Source organism: Micromonospora sp. BQ11 (genome assembly GCF_052068135.1).
Lineage (GTDB): Bacteria > Actinomycetota > Actinomycetes > Mycobacteriales > Micromonosporaceae > Micromonospora.
The window spans coordinates 157,237-174,561 of sequence record NZ_JBQHDB010000003.1 but is presented as its reverse complement, the minus strand read 5'-3'; the positions used below and the strand labels follow the sequence as shown (position 1 = coordinate 174,561).

Genomic DNA, 17,325 nt, shown 5'->3' with positions numbered 1-17,325 from the left:
TAGACGGACGCTGATGTGTTGGGTGCGGGAAGCACGCGACCCGCCTCCGAGGAGGCGGGTGCGGGTGCGGTGGTCCGACGCGGGCGGTGTCAACCGCGCGGGGTCGGGACACCGAAGAGGTCGACGATGCCACCGGGAAGCTGGGCGAGCAGGTCCGCGCGCTCGTCGTCGTCCAACGCGTCGGCCACGGTGCGCAGCACCGCCTGCGCGTGCTGGCGGACCAGGTCCGCGTCCGCGCACTGCTCCCGCTCCCCGACGATCCGCAGGAAATCGCCGACGTCCCACCTGCGGCCCCGGGGATTGCGGGTGACGTACCGGTCCACCCGATCCGGAAGCTGTGCCGCGAGGTGGTCGGCCTCGCGTCCGGCGAGTCGTTCGCCGAGCACCGACAGGACGGCTTGGACGGACCGCGCCGCCTCCTCGTCGCTGAGGCCAGCGCGCTGCCGCACCGTGGAGATCAACTGCTCGTACTCCATGACCCGCTCCTTCCCCCACGGTCCCGGCTCCTCCCGTCGGGACCCCTGCGCCCCGCGCCGGTGTCGTCGTCGCTGCGACATCAGCGGGGGCGCGACGGATTACCCGGTCCACGAGAGCGGAAGCCACCCCGCACGGGAAAGGTCGCGACCGTGACGGCAGCGCGGCGATCCGGCCGTCCGGTCGCGGGCCGATCGTCCTCGCCGTCCTGTCCAGCCGTCAGAGTCGTACGCACGGGATCGGGCACGCGGTGGGCAGGGCGGACCCGCTCGGCTCCGGCGCGGTTTCCGACGGCGCCACGGTCGCCGCCGGTGGTGCCGGGGCGGGGGTCCGATCCCCGGTCGGTGCGGGACGGGCGCTGGGCGGGCGACGCCATGTCTGGTCCTTGGCCGTCGGCGGTGCGGCGTGCGGAGCTGCCGTGGGCCGGACCGGTGGCGCAGTCGTCGGCGGCCGGCGGCCCGTCTCGTCGGCGCGCGCCGTGGTGCTGGGGGTGCGGGGCGGGGTCGGGCCGGCGCTCGACGCGACCGGCGCCGGGGACACGGCGTCGGCGGGGGCGGGCGGGTCGGTGGCGAAGGGAGCCGACGTGCCGGCCTCGGCCCGGTACGGCGGGTCGGTGGACGCGGTGCCGAGAACACCGGTGGTCCATGCGGCGGCGACGACGACCAGGGCGGCGAGCGCGCTCGTGCGGCGGTCCGGGCGCCGGGCGGTGAGCGGTGCGTCCGCCGGTCGTGCGGGCGGTGGTGGCACCGGGCGGGTCGCCTCGTGGGCGACGAGGGAGGCGTCGACGTCGGCGACGACCTCGGCGCGGCGCCCGGTGGCCGCGGCGAACGCCAGGGTGAGGTAGAAGCGGAAGTTCACCACGGCGTCGGGTGACGCCAGGAGCCCGGCCAGGCGGGTCCCTCCGGTGCTGTGCAGCAGCGACAGGGGAGCGTCGGTGTGGTGTGCGAGCCCCGTGACGTCGGCGTACCGCCATTCGCGCGCGCCGCCCGATCCGGCGAACGTGACCCGTCGATCGGTGACCAGGACGATGCCGTGGTCGACGATCCGAAGGCCCCTCGGTGCGCCCGGTCGGGCCGGGATGCGGCGTACGCCGGTCGTCACACCGGGCGCCGGCAACCCGACGGCGTGCCGCGCGGGAACCTCGACCAGCCGCACGCCCGGCACGAGGCGGTGGACCACCTCGTGGTCGGCGAGCGGCACCGGCAGGCCGGCGCCGGAGGGCCGGTAGCCCCGGAACTCGACCGCCTCGATCCGCAGCCGCGTGAGATGGTCATGGTGTCGCTGCCAGGCCGAGGCTGCCTCCTCGTACGCGCGTTGCCGCCGGTCGTCCTCCCGGCGGGACCACCTGGTCCGCCAGTGGGGAGGGTCTCCGGTCGCCGGGTCGTCGATGACCGTTGATTCCGCCGTCACATCCGGTACAACTGACGACGGACCACGAAGGACACGAACGTCAGTCGCGACGGTCCTCGTCCGGCGTCGGGATCTCCTGGTTCTGTTCCAGGGCGTCCGCCGTGCCGAGGTCACCGCGCACGGCGTCGGCCACCTCGGTCCGCTCGCTCGGAGCAGCCAGGACACCCTGCTCCGCCAGGTCCGCCTCGGTCGCCTCCGGCACGGCGTGCGACACCGTGTCGGTCGGGCCCACCACCGTCTCGTCCTGCCGTTGCTCCTGCGCGTCCGCCTCGGACGCCTGGCCCAACAGGTCGGCGTCGTCCCGGTTCACAGCCATCACGGTTCCCTCCGGGCGATGGTCAGGCCTGCCGACGGACGTACGGCGCGGTCTGGTCGGCGACGTCGCCGTACTCGGCCGGCAGTTGCGTCACCACCTGTTCGTAGTCGGTCGGGTCGAGGGCGTCCCGGAGGACGTCGAACACCGCGGTGACCCCGTCCCTCGCCTGATCGGCGTCGAGGTCCGCGCGCCCGCTGACCCGGGCGACGAACACGTCGAGGCCGAACCGCTCGGCGGTCTCGCTGCCACCGAAGGCGTACGCCCGCAGATCGCCCGGAAGGTGGTCGGCCAGGTCCCGGGCCTCGCCACCGTCGATCCGTTCGGCCAGGGTGGTCAACGTGGCCTGTGTGACGGCGGCGGCCTGCTCCGACGACATTCCGGAACGCGTCGCCACCAGGGCGACGAACTCGTTGTCGTTCACTGTGCGGCCTTCCTCTCACCCGTGGGCCAGGCGAGTTCCCCGACTCGACTCCGGCAAACGGTGTCAGCGGGCCGGCACGGACGCCTCCGCCCGCCGCCGGACCGGGCACCCGTGGCGGGGCCGGAAGGGACCGGCGGCCAGGCAGCCGTGGTGCCACCACGGATGACTAGGCTGCTCGCATGGTCGACCATGGCGTGCCCGGTGAGCATGCCGCCGTGACGGAGCCGGACGCCTCGACCGTCGAGGCGGTGCGGGAGATCCTCGCCGCGATCCCGGCCGGCTGCACCTGGCTGCTGCCCGCGACGACGGCCGACGGCCGGATCGTCGACTTCCGGGTCGCGGCGACGAGCGACCGGGGTGACGTCTACGGTCGAGGCGCCGAGCGGGTCGGGGGACTGCTGAGCGAGCTGTACCCGGGTGTCGTGGACGGCCCCCTGTGGCAGGTCTACCACCAGGTGCTGGCCAGCGGGGAGCCGCGCCGACTGTCCGACTTCCGGTACGCGGGCCGGCGGGCGGGCGTCGTCGCGGACTCCCTGTTCGACGTGACCGCCTACCGGGTGCTCGGCGGCATCCTGGTGTGGTGGCAGCGTCTGGACGAGGACCGGCGCCGGCTGGAACACACCGAACTCCTCGGCAACCTGGGCTGGGCCGAGTACGACGTGGTCACCGGGACCAGCCGGTGGTCGCCGGGGATGTACCGGATCTTCGAACGCGACCCCGCCCTCGGTCCGCTGTCCCGGTCCGAGCAGTCCGCGGCCGTCGTGCCGGCCGACGACAAACTGCGCGAGGCGGTTTGGCAGACGCTGGACAGCGGCGCGTCCTCCGACGTCACGGTGCGCTTCCGGGCCGGCACGTCCGTGAAGTACCTACGGATCCTGTCCGACGTCGCACGGGACGCCGAGGGGGCCCCGCTCAAGATCTACGCGGTGGTGCAGGACGTGACGGCGCGGGAGGACTCGCGTACCGCCATCGAGCGCCTCAGCGACCAGCTGCGGACCCGCGAGATGACCGCCCTGGCCGAGCACCGCCTCGCCGGGCAGTTGCAGAACCTGATCCAGCCGGTGCCCCGCGAGCCGGTTCCGCTGGCGGGTGTCGAGGTGCTGGTCGGCTACCTGCCGGCCGAGCGTCTCGTGCAGGTCGGCGGCGACTGGTACCACGCGCAGACCCTGCCGGACGGGTCAGTGGCACTCGCCGTGGGCGACGTCGCCGGGCACGGACTGGAGGCGGCGAGCGGCATGGCCCACCTGCGGTTCGCCCTGGTGGCGTGGCTGTCGATCGGTATCCGGGACCCCGGCGTGCTGCTCGGCCACATGAACCGGCTCTGCCGTCAGTTGGACCTGACCGGCACCGCGGTGATCGCCTTCTACGACGCCTCGACGCGGTCGTTGTGCTGGTCCCAGGCCGGCCATCCGCCCCCACTGCTGTCCCGTGCCGGGACCACCACCACGCTCGACCGCCCGCCGGGCCTCCTGCTCGGCGCCGACTCCGACGCCACCTACCCGGGGGTCACGGTCCGACTGCGGGCCGGTGACCTGCTCCTCCTCTACACCGACGGGCTGGTGGAACGCCGTTCCGCCGCCGTCGACCTGCTGGCCGGGGTGATGCAGGCGTTGTCCGCGCTGTCCCGCAACCCGGGAGACCAGACGCTGCCCCGGCTCCGGGACCTCGTGCACCAACCCAGCCCGGACGACGACACCTGCACGTTGGCCGTCCGGGTGCTGCCCTGACCCGCGCCGCCGCTCAGGAAGAGGTGGCGCCGGGCAGGGCGCGGAGCAGCCGTTCCACCGGCGCGCGAACGGCAGCCACCGGCTGACCCGCCGCGAGCGCGCGGGGCAGGGCTCCGTCCACGACAGCCAGGACGAGCCGCGCGTCGTCGAGCGAGGCGGTCAGCCCGCCGCGACGCAGGATCTCGCGCAGGAGATCGTCGATGGCGTCGTTGTACCGGTCGATGACCGGGCGGAGACCCGGGTGACGTGCCGCTTCGAGGTAGCGGCCGTACAGGGTGAGCAGCCGGCCGGGCTCGGCGGGCATCGCGCCGGCGGGCGTCAGGGTCACCACGTCCAGGACGGCCTCCGCCGTTGCGCCGGGATGGTCGAGCGTGCGCGGTAGCCGATCCACCGCCTCCCGGGCGGTGGCCAACCACCTGTCCGCGAGGCGCTGCACCGCCTCGGTGACCAGCTCGTCGAGCGTCTTGAAGTAGTAGGTGGTGGCGGCGAGGGGCAGGTCCGCCTGCTGGGCGACCGCCCGGTGGCTCAGGGCGGCGAAGCCCTGCGTCATCAACACCTCCCCGGCGGCGTCGAGGAGCAGGTCACGACGGTGCCGGCCCCGGGCGGACAGGCGCCGGCCGGTGACGTCCTCCGCGTCCATCGTCAGTGCGCGGTGCTCGACAGCTGGAGACCGACGACACCGGCCACCACGAGCGCGATCGAGATCAGCTTCAGTGTCTGGACGGACTCACCGAGGAAGGCCATCCCGTAGACGGCGGTGCCGACGGCGCCGATGCCGGTCCACACCGCGTACGCCGGTCCGACCGGCAGGCTGCGCAGCCCGGTACTGAGAAGGGTGAAGCTGCCGGCGGCGAAGACCAGGAACAGCACGCTTGGCACCCAGCGGGTGAAGCCTTCGCTGGCTTTCAGTGCGACAGCGAACCCGGTTTCGAGCAAGCCGGCGATCACGATGAGGACCCAGGCCATGACAACCTCCAGGTTGGTACGGTCGTACCAACTCTAGCAAGAGTTGGTACGGTCGTACCACCAGTCGAGGGCCGCGGTCACCAGGCGCAGGGTGCGTAGTCCTTGAGGAAGCAGCCGTACAGGTCTTCGCCCTGTTCGCCGCGGACGATCGGGTCGTACACCCGGGCCGCGCCGTCGACCAGGTCCAGCGGGGCGTGGAAGCCGGCGTCGGCCAGCCGCATCTTCGTCGGGTGCGGCCGCTCGTCGGTGATCCAGCCGGTGTCGACGCTGGTCATCAGGATGCCGTCGGCCAGCATCTCCTGGGCGCTGGTCCGGGTCAGCATGTTCAGCGCAGCCTTGGCCATGTTGGTGTGCGGGTGCCCCGGCCCCTTGTAACCGCGGGCGAACTGGCCCTCCATCGCCGACACGTTCACCACGTACTTACGGCGGGCGGGTGCCGCGGCCATCGCCGGCCGCAGCCGGCTGACCAGGACGAACGGCGCGGTCACATTGCACAGCTGCACTTCGAGCAGCTCGACCGGGTCCACCTCGTGCACCCGCTGCACCCAGCTGTTGACCGGGTCGAGGTCCGGCACCAGGCCGCCGGCGTCGATGGCGGTCGCCGCCGCGATCCGTTCCGGTGACGCGGAGCCGCTCGTCAGGGCCAGTGCGGTGAGCGCCTGCGGAGTGATCGACGTCGAGTGCGGCGAGGTGGTCAGGCTGCCCGCGGGATCCTCCCGGCCGACCGGCTTGGCGAACGTGACCATCTCCGGCAGCGGCCCGTCCGGCAGAGCCGCCGCCTCGGCGGCGACGAGCTGCGCGTACGCGCCCGCCGAGCGGCGTACGGTCTGCGCCGCGTTGTTGATCAGGATGTCGAGCGGCCCCTGCTCGGCGACCGAGTCGGCGAGGGCGATCACCTGGGCGGGATCGCGCAGGTCGATACCGACGATCCGCAGGCGGTGCAGCCAGTCCCCGCTGTCCGGCATCGCGGCGAACCGGCGGACCGCGTCGTGCGGGAAACGGGTGGTCACCGTGGTGTGCGCGCCGTCACGCAGCAACCGCAGCGCGATGTACATGCCGATCTTCGCCCGGCCGCCGGTGAGCAGTGCCCGCCGGCCGGTCAGGTCGGTACGGGCGTCCCGGCGCTCCCGGTTCAGCGCGGCGCAGGGCGGACAGAGCTGGTGGTAGAAGGCGTCCACCTCGTGGTAGCGCTGCTTGCACACGTAGCAGCCGCGCGGGTTGTGCAGGAAGCCGGCCGTGGTGCCCGCGGTGGGGGAGGCGAGCGGGATGCCCTGGGTCTCGTCGTCGATCCGCCCGGGAGCGCCGGTGGCGGTGGCTGCCGTCACCGCACGGTCGGCCGCCGCGATGGTGTTCCGCCGGTCCTCGCGCCGCCGTTGCTTGATCACCTTGTAGAGCCTCGCGGTGGCTCGCTGCACCCGCACGACGTCGGGGTGATCGGGAGGCAGGTCCTCCAGCGCCTCGAAGACGCTGAGGCAGGTCTCCAGCCGGCTCGGGTCGATGCCGTCCTGGCTGGTTTCGGTGATGTTGTCCGCGGTCATCCGTTACGTCTCGTCCCGTTCCTGCGCCGGGTCGTCCCGGCCCACCCCATGTCCGACCGGGAACTGTACGCACCGTACGGCCTCGAACGCATCCCTCGGCCGGCGTCGGCCCCGGACCCGGAGCTCCCGGAACCGGCCCGGGTGACGGAGCGCACCGCTAGCGTCGGGACCATGCCCGCCCGTCCGTCCCGCTGGTCGAGGCCACTCCGGGTCCTGGAGGCGCCGTCGTACCTGCAGGCGTTCGTGCTGTCCGGCGTGGTCACGGTGCTGGTCACCCGCGTCTTCCTCCAGGCGGCCGGCTATCCGCAACTCGGCGGTGGTGGGCTGCACATCGCGCACGTGCTGTGGGGTGGCCTCCTGATGACGGCCGGCCTGGGCGTCGCGCTGGTCTTCCTCGGCAGCGCGGCGCGGAGCCTCGGCGCGGTACTGGGCGGGATCGGGTTCGGGCTCTTCATCGACGAGGTGGGCAAGTTCGTCACCGCCGGGACGGACTACTTCTACGCCCCCGCCGCCGGGATCATCTACGGCGCCTTCGCCCTGCTGGTGGTGATCACCCAGGCCCTCCGCGGGCGGGTCCGGCTCTCCGGCCCGGAGCGGACGGCGAACGCCCTGTACGGGGTGGTCGGTGGGCTCCGTACCGGCCTCACCGATGATCGTCGCGCGGCGGTGGCCCGGCTGGTCCGGGGGTGCGGTCCGGACGTCGAGGAGGGGATCGCCCGCCTGCTCGACGCGGTGCCCAGACGGGAGCCGCCCGGGTCCCGGTTCTGGCAGCCCTGGGTCAGCCGGGCCCGCCGCGCCGTGGTCTGGGTGACCACCCACCGGTGGGTGGTCGCGCTCGTGGTGCTCTACCTGGTGGGCGAGCCGTTCGTCGTCGTGTGGAAGGTCCTTCTGGACGCGGTCACCGGCCAACTCGACGACCAGCGGGAGTGGGGCGCGGTGCTCGGGGTCTCGGCCTCGGCACTGATCACCGTGGTGCTCAGCATCCGTGGGGCGTCGCTGCTGCCGAGCGACCGGGTGCGGGCCTTCCGGCTGTTCAAGCTCGCGCTCCTGGTGGACCTGCTGTTCGGGCAGATCTTCAGTTTCACCGTCAACCAGTTTGGGGCGCTCTCCGCGCTCGGGGTGGACCTCTTCCTGCTCGCCGTGGTGACCGCCGAGTACCGCCGGCTCAGCCGGCAGGCTCCGACGTCCGGCCCCTGAGGTCCGCCGACCCCGGCGTGGGCGTGTGTGGATCCTGCCGGTGGATCGCCGGCCGGGCTGCTCAGCGGGTGGCGGCGGCCAGGAACATGGGAACGGCGAACATCAGCCGGCCGGCCGCGGCTCGCCGGGTCTGCTCTCCGACCCACGACTCGCCCTCCTCGACGCTGATGGCGCCGGTCCGACGGGCGGCGGCAGCGTGTCCGGTGAGCAACGGCTGCATGGTGGCGTTGGTGAATATCGCGGTGTGGACCTCGACCTCGACGTCGTGAAAGCCGCTGTCGAGCAGCAGATTGCGATAGGCACGGGCGACGCAGGGGTGGGGGAGGGTGTCGGCGCGGGCGTGCACGATGCGGCGGGTCAGGTCGGGTTGGTCGGAGTCGATGACCAGGGTGTCCCAGTCCTGGCCGACCAGCACGATCCGGCCGCCGGGGGCCAGGACCCGGCGGGCTTCGGCCAGGGCGACGGACGGCTCGGGCAGCACGTGTCGGTCGTAGCGCTCTCGACCTGCGCGAGGCCGGGCCCGACGGCGGACGACGCCGGACCGGCCCGGGTCAGGCGGTGAGGCGCAGCTCGGCGAGGAGCTTCTCCACCCGCGTACGGATGTCTTCGCGGATCGGGCGTACGGACTCGACGCCCTTGCCCGCGGGGTCTTCGAGCTTCCAGTCCTCGTAGCGCTTGCCCGGGAAGACCGGGCAGGCGTCGCCGCAGCCCATGGTGACGATGACGTCGGAGGACTCCGCGGTGGCGTACTCGAGGAGCTTCGGGGTCTGGTCGGTGATGTCGATACCGACCTCCCGCATGGCCTCGACCGCGGCGGGGTTGACCGTCTCGGCGGGCGCGGAGCCGGCGGAGCGGACCTCGACGGTGTCACCGGCGAGGTGGCGCAGCCAGCCGGCGGCCATCTGCGAGCGGCCGGCGTTGTGGACGCAGACGAAGAGGACGCTGGGCTTGTGGGACATCAGGGAGCCTTTCTGGCCGTACGGGGTCGGGACGCCGGTCGACCGACGTCTCGTCGGAAGTCGTGTTCAGGCGCGCCGGTCGAGGGCCGGGTCGCGGTCGTCGGTGGGCACGACCACCTGGTCGGCGGCCTGCCCGGCGTCGGGGTAGAGGGCGGCCAGGAGCCCGATGCCGACGGCGAGGCCGACGACCTGGGCGATGAGGAAGCCCGGTACGGAGGCGGGGGCGATGCCGGCGAAGGTGTCGGTGAAGGCCCGTCCGATCGTCACCGCGGGGTTGGCGAACGACGTGGACGAGGTGAACCAGTAGGCGGCACCGATGTAGGCGCCGACGGCGGCCGGGGCCACGGGGGCGCGGCCGGAGCGGGCCAGGGCGAAGACGAGCAGGATCAGGCCGGCGGTCGCGACGACCTCGCCGAGCCACAGGTTGCCCGCCGCGCGGTCTCTGCCCGACCAGGTTACGGCCGCCAGGTCGAACATCAGGTTCGCCAGTACCGAGCCGGCGATCGCGCCCGCGACCTGTGCGGCCAGGTAGCCGCCGAGGTCCCGGCCGGTGAGGCCGGTGCCGGAGCGGCGGCCGAGGAACCAGTCGGCGGCGGAGACGACTGGATTGAAGTGCGCGCCGGAGACCGGGCCGAAGATCAGGATCAGCACGCCCAGGGCGAACGCGGTGGCGATCGAGTTCTCCAGCAGTTGGAGACCGACGTCGGCGGGGGAGAGGGCGGTGGCCATGATGCCGGAGCCGACCACGGCGGTGACCAGCAGGGCGGTGCCGGTGAACTCGGCCAGCAGGCGCCGTGGGAGTGCGATGGTCATCAGTCTGTTCTCTCCCGGTGCGGTGAGGTGTGCGGGCCGTGTGTCGGCCCGACGGGTGGTCTAGCGGGCGGTGGGGACGTGCAGCTCGTCGAGGAGCCGACGGACGCGGCGTTCGATCTCGTCGCGAATCGGCCGCACGTCAGCGACGTCCAGGCCAGCGGGGTCGTCGAGGTCCCAGTTTTCGTAGCGGGTACCGGGGAAGACCGGGCAGGCATCCCCGCACCCCATGGTGACGACGACGTCGGCGGCGCGGACCACCTCGTCGGTCCAGGGCTTGGGGAACTCGTCGGCGATGTCGATGCCGCGCTCGACCATCGCCGCGATTGCGGCGGGGTTCACCTCGGTGCCCGGCTCGCTCCCGCCTGACCAGGCCACCGCGTTCTCGCCGGCGAGATGCATGAGGAAACCAAGCGCCATCTGCGAGCGGCCGGCGTTGTGTGTGCAGAGAAACAGCACCACGGGCCGCCCGTCGCGGTGGTGACCCTCGACCCGTGCGAGGGCCTGCAGGCGCTGCCGGGCGAAGCGCTCGGCGAGCAGGGGCAGGTAGTTCGGGATGCTCCCGGCGGTGGCGAACTGGTCGTAGCTGGAGTGCAGGAACCGCTCGATGGTCTCGGCGCCGTAGGTGCCGGCGAACTCCGTTACGAGGCAAGCGGCCGCGGTGCGTAGGGCGACCTCCTGGTCCACGGAGATGTCCTGGTACGTGTGGGGTCTTGTGTCAGTCATGGTGGTCTCCCGAGTTCAGTGCCGGGGTGATGACGGGGGCGACACGGTCGACGCGGGCGGCGAGATCGGCGAAGGCGGCCTCGAACGCGTCGTCGGTGTCGACCCGGACCGGGTCGGGCACCGACCAGTGCAGCCGGGGCCGGATCGGCCCGGTGAGTTCTTCGTGGGCGCTGTCGCAGACGGCGATTACCAGGTCTTCGTCCCGCACGACGTCGGCGACGTGGGAGGTGCCGGTCGGGTCGATGGTCAGCCCGTGTCGCTCAGCCACGGCGACGGCGCGCGGATGCACGTGTTCGGCGGGCTTCGTCCCGGCGGACGCCGCCGAAATGTGGGTCCGGTGGGACCACAATGCGGCGGCGAGCTGGGAGCGGGCGGAGTTTCGGGTGCAGACGAACACCACGCGATCCACCCCGGCCAGCGGCGCCGGGGTCAGCGCGGCCAGGGCCTCGGGCCGCAGCCGCAGGTAGGTGCGGCGCCGGTCGCCCTCGGAACGGCCGCGAACGACCAGGCCCGCCTGGGTGAGGACCTTGACGTGGTGGGCGACCAGGTTCGTCGGCATGCTCAGATCGTGGGCGATCTCCCCGGGAGAGGCGTCGCCCAGCGCCAGCGCGTCCACGATCTCCAGGCGCGCCGGGTCGCCGAGCGCGGCGTGGATTCGCGCGCGCCCCTGCAGGGAGTCAAGCTCAACGTTCATTGACTCAAATATCGTTGAGCTAACCGGGTGCTGTCAAGCGGACGTGACGGCGGGACTCGGGCCGGCGGAAGTGCGTGCCGGGGTGGCTGTGGCCAGCAGCAGGTCGTCAGGGACGACCGGGTCGTGGTCGAGGATTACGCGGTGGGCGGTTCGACCGCGAGCAGGCCGGCCAGTTGGCGCAGGATGGCCGGCCGGGCCCGGTAGTACACCCAGGTGCCCCGGCGCTCGGCATCGACGAGGCCGGCTTCCCGCAACGTCTTCAGGTGATGCGAGATGGTCGGCCCGGTCAGGTCGAACGCCGGGGTCAGGTCGCAGACGCACACCTCTCCGCCCGTGGCGGAGGCGATCATCGACATCAACTGCAACCGCACCGGATCCCCGAGTGCCTTGAACGCGGGCGCGAGGACAGCGGCCGTCTCGGCCGGTACCCGGCGCTGCGCCAGCGGCGGGCAGCACGGCACGTCAGCGGTGAGGTCGATGACCGGCAGCGACGCGGCTTGCTTTGACATACGTCTAGGTTGACAGACGCCTAAGCAGCGTGCAACTGTCTGATTCGACAGTCATCAAGACAGGCGTCGCGGAAAGGGGGACTCTCATGGTTGGTCGGAAGAGTAGACTTCTATCGTCAATCGGCGATGGACGATAGAATGGGGCGGGCGTGGAGGAGCTGCTCGACCGGGCCGCGGCGCAGACGTACGCCTCGTGGTTCCGAGCCCTCGCGGACCCGACCCGGGTGCAGATCGTCGAGTACCTGGCCCGCCACGCCCGGCCCATGAGCGTGGGTGAGATCGTCGCCGCCGTCGGCCTGGCGCAGTCCACCGTCTCCCAGCACCTGAAGATCCTCACCGAGGTGCGCTTCGTCCTCGTCGAGCCGGTCGGTACCGCTCGGCACTACCGCATCAACGACGCCTGCGTCGGCTGCTTTCCCTCCGCCGCCGACGTCGTGATGGGTCGACCCGCCCCGAGCCCGAACGGAGTCTGCTGATGGCCGAGGTCACCCTCCGCCCCTTGACGCCCGACGACGCCGGGCGGGTCCTGTCCATCTACCAGGCCGGCCTCGACGGCGGCGACGCCAGCTTCGAGACCACCGCGCCCACCTGGGACGCGTTCGACTCCGGCAGGCTGCCCGACCACCGTTTCGTGGCGGTCGACTCCGACGGCCGGGTGGTCGGCTGGGTCGCCGTCTCGCCGACCTCGACCCGAGCGGTGTACGCGGGCGTCGTGGAGCACTCCGTCTACGTCGACCCGCCCGCGCAGGGTCGCGGCGTGGCCCGGCTCCTACTGGAGGCGCTCGTCGCCTCCACCGAGGCGGCCGGCATCTGGACGATCCAGTCCGGCGTCTTTCCGGAGAACGCCGCCAGTCTCGCCCTGCACGAACGGGCCGGCTTCCGGGTCGTCGGTGTCCGCGACCGGGTCGCGCGCCACGACGGCCGGTGGCGCGACGTCGTCCTGTTCGAGCGGCGCAGTCCCGTCATCGTCTGACCGACCCCGCCTCCGGCGGGGGCCCCGTCCGCTTCCTTGATTCGATAGTCTTCTAGACAGAGGAGTTGTCCGATGAGTTTCCTGAACGAGCTGCCCGTCGTGGTAATCGGCGCCGGCCCGGTCGGCCTGGCCGCCGCCGCGCACCTGCACGAGCGCGGCATCGCCTACACCGTCCTCGAAGCCGGTGACGTGGCGGGTGCCGCCGTGCGGCAGTGGGGACACGTACGGGTGTTCTCGCCGTGGCGGTACAACATCGACCCGGCCGCCCGTCGGATCCTGGACGACTCCGGTTGGGTCGCCCCCGACCGTGAGGCCCTGCCCACCGGCGCCGAGTTGGCCGGCGACTACCTCCAGCCCCTGGCGGAGCTGCCGGCGATCAAGCCGCACGTGCGATACAGCGCCCGGGTCGAGGCGATCAGCCGGCTCGGCCTGGACCGGCTGCGCACCACGGGACGCGAGACGACCCCGTTCCTGATCCGTCTCGCCGACGGTGAGGAACTGCTCGCCCGCGCCGTCATCGACGCCTCCGGCACCTGGGGCACCCCGAACGTCCTCGGCGCGTCCGGCCTGCCCGCCCGGGGGGAGGCCGACGCGGCGGCGTACCTGGAGCACGCGCTGCCCGACGTGCTCGGCGAGGCCCGGCACCGGTTCGCCGGCCGGCACACCCTGGTCGTCGGCGCCGGCCACTCCGCCGCCAACACCCTGCTCTCCCTGGCCGAGCTGGCCGGGTCCACACCGGACACCGAGGTCACCTGGGCGATCCGGTCCGCCTCGCCGTCCCGCACCTACGGCGGCGGCGACGCCGACGCCCTTCCGGCCCGCGGTGCCCTCGGGTCGCGGCTGCGCGCCCACGTCGACGCCGGCCGGATCCGGCTGCTCACCGGCTTCTCGGTGCACACCCTCGCGCCCGTCGGTGACCGCGTGCGGGTGGTCGTCCGGGGCGTCGACGGTGGCGAGGAGTCCGTCACCGTCGACCACGTCGTCGCGGCCACCGGCTTCCGCCCGGACCACTCCATCGCCGCCGAGCTGCGCCTGGACCTGGACCCCGTCATGGGTGCCACCCGCGCCCTGGCGCCGCTGATCGACCCGAACGAGCACTCCTGCGGCACCGTACCCCCGCACGGCGTGGACGAGCTCACCCACCCGGAGGTCGGCTACTACGCCGTCGGCATGAAGAGCTACGGCCGGGCGCCGACGTTCCTGATGGCCACCGGCTACGAGCAGGTCCGCTCCGTCGTCGCCGCCCTCGCCGGCGACTGGCAGGCGGCCCGGGACGTCCAGCTCGACCTGCCCGAGACCGGGGTCTGCAGCAGCAACGCCGACGACTCCGCCACCGGCGACAGCTGCTGCGGGCCGGCCCCGACCGCCGAGCCGGCGGCGCGCGGGCTCGCCACCGGCATCTCCGGTGGCCTGCTCGCCGCGCCGTTGAACCTGGTCACGCTCGACGCCGCTCCCGCCGGCAGTCAGACCGGCGGCTGCTGCGGCAGCTGATGCCCACCACCACGATGCCCGCCGACCCCACGGTCGGCGGGCACCCCGGTTGGCGCGTCGTCGCCGCCCTCGCCGTCACCTCGACCATCGGCTACGGCACCCTCCACTACGCCTACGCGGTCCTGCTCACCACCATGGCCACCGATCTCGGCGCGTCCACCACCGCGGTCACCGGTGCGCTCACCGCCAGCGTCCTGGCTGGCGCCGTCATGGCCATCCCCGTTGGACGGTGGCTCGACCGCCACGGTGGCCGTGCTCTCATGACCACCGGCTCCCTCGCCGCCACCGCTCTCCTGGTCGCCTGGTCCCAGGTGCGGACCATCGGGCAGTTGTACGCCGTGATGATCGGCATCGGGATCACCGGCGCGATGGTGCTGTACGAGCCCGCCTTCGCCATCGTCGTGTCCTGGTTCACTCCCGACCGACGGGCCACCGCCCTGCTTGCCGTCACGGTCGTCGCCGGGTTTGCCAGCACCATCTTCATGCCCCTGACCGGCGTCCTGATGGCCCACCTCGGCTGGCGCGGCGCGCTCCTCGCGCTCGCCGCCATCCACGGCGCGGTGACCGTGCCTCTGCACGCCCTCGCCATCCGCAAACCCCCACGGGCCACCGCACCCAGCCCGTCGGCGCGAACCGACCACACCCGGCACCGGGTCACGGCGGCGCGCACCGCCCTGCACGACCCTCGGTTCTGGATCCTCGCCGCCACCCTCGTCGCCCACGGCGCCGCCACCAGCACCATCGGCGTCCACCTCGTTGGCTACCTGATCAGCCGCGGCCACCCCGCCACCGTCGCCGCCACCGTCGCCGGCCTGCTCGGCGTCCTGTCCGTCACCGGACGACTCGTCCTCACCGGCGCCCGCCGCCGGCTTCCGGTCACCACCATCGTCGCCGCCGTGTTCGCCATCCAGGCCGTCGCCGTCCTCGCCATGCCCGTCGCCGCCTCGACCTGGGCAGGGGCCTTCATCACCGTCATCGGATTCGGGCTCGGCTTCGGCATCGCCAGCCTCGCCACGCCCGCCCTGCTCGCCGACCGCTACGGGTCCACCGCCTACGCCACCATCGCCGGACGACTCGCCGCGCCCGTCACCACGGCCAAGGCCGCCGCTCCCCTGGGCGCCGCCGCGCTCCTGTACCACGGCGGCTACCACCTCCTACTGGCCGCCGTCGCCGTCGCCTGCCTCCTCGCCGCCGCCGGCATGGTCGCCGTACGGGGGAGCCCCGCGCGCGGCGCCGGGTGCGATTACGCGACCTATTGACTTTCGATAGGTAGCAAGCGATAGTCGATGTATGTCACCAGCTTATCGATTGCTGCCCGAGGCAGTTCGGCACGCCCCACGACGAGGACGCCGATGATCGAGGTCCGCGGGCTCACCAAGCGCTACGGCGACGTCCTGGCCGTCGACGACCTGAACTTCGACGTCGAGCCGGGAAAGGTCACCGGGTTCCTCGGCCCGAACGGGGCGGGGAAGTCCACGACGATGAGGATGATCCTCGGTCTCGACCGACCCACCTCGGGACAGGCCCTCGTGAACGGCCGGACGTTCGCGACGCTCACCGAACCGCTGCGGGAGGTCGGCGCGCTTCTCGACCCGGGCTCCGTGCATCCCGGCCGTACCGGGCGCAACCACCTCCGCGTGGCCGCCCGGACCAACGGCATCCCGGAGCGGCGGGTGGACGAGGTGATCGAGCAGGCCGGCCTCGACGGCGCCGCGCGCCGGCGGATCAAGGGCTACTCGCTCGGGATGCGCCAGCGCCTCGGGATCGCCGCGGCACTCCTCGCGGACCCTCGCGTGCTGCTGTTCGACGAGCCGGTCAACGGGCTGGACCTCGACGGCGTCCGCTGGATCCGCGCACTGCTGCGGCAACTCGCCGACGAGGGGCGCACCGTGCTGGTCTCCAGCCATCTGCTGAGCGAGATGCAGCAGACCGCCGACCGCCTGGTCGTCATCGGTCGCGGTCGCCTGATCGCCGACACGACGACGGAGGCCATCCTGCGCGGACTGGGGCACCGTCAGGTACGAGTCCTCAGCACGCAGTCGGACGTGCTTCGCGCCCGCCTCCAGGAACGCGGCCTCACCGTCGAGCGCGTCGACACGCACGAGTTGCAGGTCCGGGACACCACCGCCGAGGACGTGGGCGCGGTGGCACACTCCTTCCACATTCCGCTGCACCACCTCTCCGAGGGTCAGCAGTCGCTCGAGCACGCCTACATCGAGCTCACCAACAACCACGTGGAGTTCCGCGGCCAGACGGAGCCTTCCCGGACGACGACGGAGGGCGCGAAGTGACGGCTCTGACGACCACCCCTGCCCCGCACGACGTGACCGGGGACGTGTCCACCGGTCGCGCGTTCGCCCGCACCTGCGCTGCCGAGTGGACCCGGCTGTGGACGGTCAAGACCACCTGGTGGTTCCTGGCGGCGGCAGCTGTGGTGATGGTGGGGCTCGGGGCCGTCGCCGGCCTCGACGCGGCCGCGGACCCCGTACCGCCGCAGGGGGACCCGGCCTGGTTGGTGTCGCGGATCAGTGCCATGCCAGCGCAGTTCGCCCTTCTCGCCCTGGCTCTGATCGCGGTCACGTCCGACTACGCCACCGGCGGGATCGTCCCCGCCCTGCAGTGGACGCCACGCCGCACGGTTCTCTTCCTCGCCCGCGCCGTCGTGACGGCCACGGTCACCACGAGCGTCGGTGCGCTGCTGGGGTTCGCCTCCGCCCTCACGGCCTTCGTCGCTGCCCGACCGGGACTCAGCCTGCCGGCCGACGAGGGGGCCGAGGTGCTGGGCACCGTCGCCTTCGTCTTCGCCGCCGGTACCGTCCTCGCTGTCGGGCTCGGCTTCCTGCTGCGCAACACGGCCGGCGGCCTGGTCAGCGTGTTCCTTCTGATGCTGGTCCTGCCGGTGCTGCTCCCGCAGTTCGGCTACGAGTGGATGTCCGAGCTGGCCCGGATCCTGCCCGGGACCGGTGCGGCGTTCCTCCTGCTCGGCGAGGTGCCACGGATGACGACGACGTCGTCGGTGACGGTCCTGCTCTCCTGGGCCGCCGGCGGTCTCCTCCTCGGCTGGCTGCGACTGATGCGTGACGACGCGACCCGCTAGCTCCGGACAGGCCGGAC

21 protein-coding genes are annotated in these 17,325 nt (G+C 72.6%); 8 read left to right on the top strand and 13 right to left on the bottom strand.

Annotation, left to right across the window (positions count from 1 at the left end; translation table 11 throughout):
* Positions 1-89 precede the first annotated feature (89 nt).
* The 4 genes from ACTMSW_RS07925 to ACTMSW_RS07910 all read right to left on the bottom strand — a co-directional run bounded on the left by ACTMSW_RS07925 (position 90) and on the right by ACTMSW_RS07910 (position 2,621).
* Positions 90-476, bottom strand: a complete 387-nt coding sequence (locus ACTMSW_RS07925) for a DUF2267 domain-containing protein (RefSeq protein ID WP_441179847.1) — start codon at positions 474-476, stop codon at positions 90-92.
* Positions 477-693: 217 nt separating this feature from the next.
* Complete coding sequence (locus tag ACTMSW_RS07920; protein WP_441179846.1) at positions 694-1,884, bottom strand: hypothetical protein; 1,191 nt, start codon at positions 1,882-1,884, stop codon at positions 694-696.
* A gap of 40 nt (positions 1,885-1,924) precedes the next feature.
* Positions 1,925-2,200 carry a hypothetical protein gene (locus ACTMSW_RS07915; protein WP_441179845.1) on the bottom strand — a complete coding sequence of 92 codons (276 nt, stop codon included), beginning with the start codon at positions 2,198-2,200 and terminating at the stop codon, positions 1,925-1,927.
* Positions 2,201-2,222: 22 nt separating this feature from the next.
* Positions 2,223-2,621 (bottom strand): DUF2267 domain-containing protein, encoded by a 399-nt coding sequence (locus ACTMSW_RS07910; RefSeq protein ID WP_441179844.1) that lies wholly within the window; start codon positions 2,619-2,621, stop codon positions 2,223-2,225.
* Between the two features lie 179 nt (positions 2,622-2,800).
* Between ACTMSW_RS07910 and ACTMSW_RS07905 the strand changes: the two genes are divergently transcribed.
* Positions 2,801-4,348: a PP2C family protein-serine/threonine phosphatase gene (locus ACTMSW_RS07905; RefSeq protein WP_441179843.1), complete on the top strand. Its 1,548-nt coding sequence runs from the start codon at positions 2,801-2,803 to the stop codon at positions 4,346-4,348.
* A gap of 13 nt (positions 4,349-4,361) precedes the next feature.
* Here the strand turns inward: ACTMSW_RS07905 and ACTMSW_RS07900 are convergent, their stop codons facing one another.
* From ACTMSW_RS07900 to ACTMSW_RS07890, 3 genes are all read right to left on the bottom strand, one after another.
* Positions 4,362-4,988 (bottom strand): TetR/AcrR family transcriptional regulator, encoded by a 627-nt coding sequence (locus ACTMSW_RS07900; RefSeq protein WP_441179842.1) that lies wholly within the window; start codon positions 4,986-4,988, stop codon positions 4,362-4,364.
* Positions 4,989-4,990: 2 nt separating this feature from the next.
* The gene (locus ACTMSW_RS07895; protein WP_441179841.1) at positions 4,991-5,314 is read right to left on the bottom strand and encodes a DMT family transporter; all 324 of its coding nucleotides are present in this window, start codon (positions 5,312-5,314) and stop codon (positions 4,991-4,993) included.
* A gap of 77 nt (positions 5,315-5,391) precedes the next feature.
* Positions 5,392-6,852 (bottom strand): SDR family NAD(P)-dependent oxidoreductase, encoded by a 1,461-nt coding sequence (locus tag ACTMSW_RS07890; protein WP_441179840.1) that lies wholly within the window; start codon positions 6,850-6,852, stop codon positions 5,392-5,394.
* A 171-nt stretch (positions 6,853-7,023) separates the two neighbouring features.
* On the opposite strand from ACTMSW_RS07890, the gene ACTMSW_RS07885 reads away from it, so the two are divergent.
* The gene (locus ACTMSW_RS07885; RefSeq protein ID WP_441179839.1) at positions 7,024-8,049 is read left to right on the top strand and encodes a hypothetical protein; all 1,026 of its coding nucleotides are present in this window, start codon (positions 7,024-7,026) and stop codon (positions 8,047-8,049) included.
* Positions 8,050-8,110: 61 nt separating this feature from the next.
* Here ACTMSW_RS07885 and ACTMSW_RS07880 read toward each other — a convergent pair whose 3' ends face one another.
* From ACTMSW_RS07880 to ACTMSW_RS07855, 6 genes are all read right to left on the bottom strand, one after another.
* A complete protein-coding gene (locus ACTMSW_RS07880) occupies positions 8,111-8,530 on the bottom strand; it encodes a hypothetical protein (protein WP_441179838.1) in 420 nt (139 codons plus the stop codon).
* A 70-nt stretch (positions 8,531-8,600) separates the two neighbouring features.
* Positions 8,601-9,008: an arsenate reductase ArsC gene (locus tag ACTMSW_RS07875; RefSeq protein WP_441179837.1), complete on the bottom strand. Its 408-nt coding sequence runs from the start codon at positions 9,006-9,008 to the stop codon at positions 8,601-8,603.
* A 66-nt stretch (positions 9,009-9,074) separates the two neighbouring features.
* A complete protein-coding gene (locus ACTMSW_RS07870) occupies positions 9,075-9,821 on the bottom strand; it encodes an aquaporin (protein WP_441179836.1) in 747 nt (248 codons plus the stop codon).
* A gap of 60 nt (positions 9,822-9,881) precedes the next feature.
* Positions 9,882-10,544, bottom strand: coding sequence for an arsenate reductase ArsC (locus tag ACTMSW_RS07865; protein WP_441179835.1), 663 nt, complete (start codon positions 10,542-10,544; stop codon positions 9,882-9,884).
* On the bottom strand, positions 10,537-11,238 hold the full coding sequence (locus ACTMSW_RS07860) for an arsenate reductase/protein-tyrosine-phosphatase family protein (protein WP_441179834.1): 702 nt from the start codon (positions 11,236-11,238) through the stop codon (positions 10,537-10,539). The genes ACTMSW_RS07865 and ACTMSW_RS07860 overlap by 8 nt, the downstream gene beginning before the upstream one ends.
* A 134-nt stretch (positions 11,239-11,372) precedes the next feature.
* A complete protein-coding gene (locus ACTMSW_RS07855; protein ID WP_441179833.1) occupies positions 11,373-11,747 on the bottom strand; it encodes an ArsR/SmtB family transcription factor in 375 nt (124 codons plus the stop codon).
* A 149-nt stretch (positions 11,748-11,896) separates the two neighbouring features.
* Between ACTMSW_RS07855 and ACTMSW_RS07850 the strand changes: the two genes are divergently transcribed.
* From ACTMSW_RS07850 to ACTMSW_RS07825, 6 genes are all read left to right on the top strand, one after another.
* Entirely contained in the window at positions 11,897-12,223 is a 327-nt protein-coding gene (locus ACTMSW_RS07850) for an ArsR/SmtB family transcription factor (RefSeq protein WP_441179832.1), read from the top strand.
* A complete protein-coding gene (locus tag ACTMSW_RS07845) occupies positions 12,223-12,720 on the top strand; it encodes an N-acetyltransferase family protein (RefSeq protein WP_441179831.1) in 498 nt (165 codons plus the stop codon). The genes ACTMSW_RS07850 and ACTMSW_RS07845 overlap by 1 nt, the downstream gene beginning before the upstream one ends.
* 72 nt (positions 12,721-12,792) lie before the next feature.
* On the top strand, positions 12,793-14,211 hold the full coding sequence (locus ACTMSW_RS07840; RefSeq protein WP_441179830.1) for an FAD-dependent oxidoreductase: 1,419 nt from the start codon (positions 12,793-12,795) through the stop codon (positions 14,209-14,211).
* On the top strand, positions 14,211-15,470 hold the full coding sequence (locus ACTMSW_RS07835; protein ID WP_441179829.1) for an MFS transporter: 1,260 nt from the start codon (positions 14,211-14,213) through the stop codon (positions 15,468-15,470). The genes ACTMSW_RS07840 and ACTMSW_RS07835 overlap by 1 nt, the downstream gene beginning before the upstream one ends.
* A gap of 93 nt (positions 15,471-15,563) precedes the next feature.
* Positions 15,564-16,502: an ABC transporter ATP-binding protein gene (locus ACTMSW_RS07830; protein WP_441179828.1), complete on the top strand. Its 939-nt coding sequence runs from the start codon at positions 15,564-15,566 to the stop codon at positions 16,500-16,502.
* Positions 16,499-17,308, top strand: a complete 810-nt coding sequence (locus tag ACTMSW_RS07825; protein WP_441179827.1) for a hypothetical protein — start codon at positions 16,499-16,501, stop codon at positions 17,306-17,308. The genes ACTMSW_RS07830 and ACTMSW_RS07825 overlap by 4 nt, the downstream gene beginning before the upstream one ends.
* Positions 17,309-17,325 lie beyond the last annotated feature (17 nt).

Coding starts and splice junctions, on each gene's coding strand:
- ACTMSW_RS07835 (WP_441179829.1), top strand. CDS start 14,211: ATGCCCACCACCACGATGCCCGCCGACCCCACGGTCGGCGGGCACCCC.
- ACTMSW_RS07840 (WP_441179830.1), top strand. CDS start 12,793: ATGAGTTTCCTGAACGAGCTGCCCGTCGTGGTAATCGGCGCCGGCCCG.
- ACTMSW_RS07875 (WP_441179837.1), bottom strand. CDS start 9,008: ATGTCCCACAAGCCCAGCGTCCTCTTCGTCTGCGTCCACAACGCCGGC.
- ACTMSW_RS07915 (WP_441179845.1), bottom strand. CDS start 2,200: ATGGCTGTGAACCGGGACGACGCCGACCTGTTGGGCCAGGCGTCCGAG.
- ACTMSW_RS07865 (WP_441179835.1), bottom strand. CDS start 10,544: ATGACTGACACAAGACCCCACACGTACCAGGACATCTCCGTGGACCAG.
- ACTMSW_RS07855 (WP_441179833.1), bottom strand. CDS start 11,747: ATGTCAAAGCAAGCCGCGTCGCTGCCGGTCATCGACCTCACCGCTGAC.
- ACTMSW_RS07860 (WP_441179834.1), bottom strand. CDS start 11,238: ATGAACGTTGAGCTTGACTCCCTGCAGGGGCGCGCGCGAATCCACGCC.
- ACTMSW_RS07870 (WP_441179836.1), bottom strand. CDS start 9,821: ATGACCATCGCACTCCCACGGCGCCTGCTGGCCGAGTTCACCGGCACC.
- ACTMSW_RS07900 (WP_441179842.1), bottom strand. CDS start 4,988: ATGGACGCGGAGGACGTCACCGGCCGGCGCCTGTCCGCCCGGGGCCGG.
- ACTMSW_RS07905 (WP_441179843.1), top strand. CDS start 2,801: ATGGTCGACCATGGCGTGCCCGGTGAGCATGCCGCCGTGACGGAGCCG.
- ACTMSW_RS07895 (WP_441179841.1), bottom strand. CDS start 5,314: ATGGCCTGGGTCCTCATCGTGATCGCCGGCTTGCTCGAAACCGGGTTC.
- ACTMSW_RS07925 (WP_441179847.1), bottom strand. CDS start 476: ATGGAGTACGAGCAGTTGATCTCCACGGTGCGGCAGCGCGCTGGCCTC.
- ACTMSW_RS07890 (WP_441179840.1), bottom strand. CDS start 6,852: ATGACCGCGGACAACATCACCGAAACCAGCCAGGACGGCATCGACCCG.
- ACTMSW_RS07885 (WP_441179839.1), top strand. CDS start 7,024: ATGCCCGCCCGTCCGTCCCGCTGGTCGAGGCCACTCCGGGTCCTGGAG.
- ACTMSW_RS07830 (WP_441179828.1), top strand. CDS start 15,564: ATGATCGAGGTCCGCGGGCTCACCAAGCGCTACGGCGACGTCCTGGCC.
- ACTMSW_RS07845 (WP_441179831.1), top strand. CDS start 12,223: ATGGCCGAGGTCACCCTCCGCCCCTTGACGCCCGACGACGCCGGGCGG.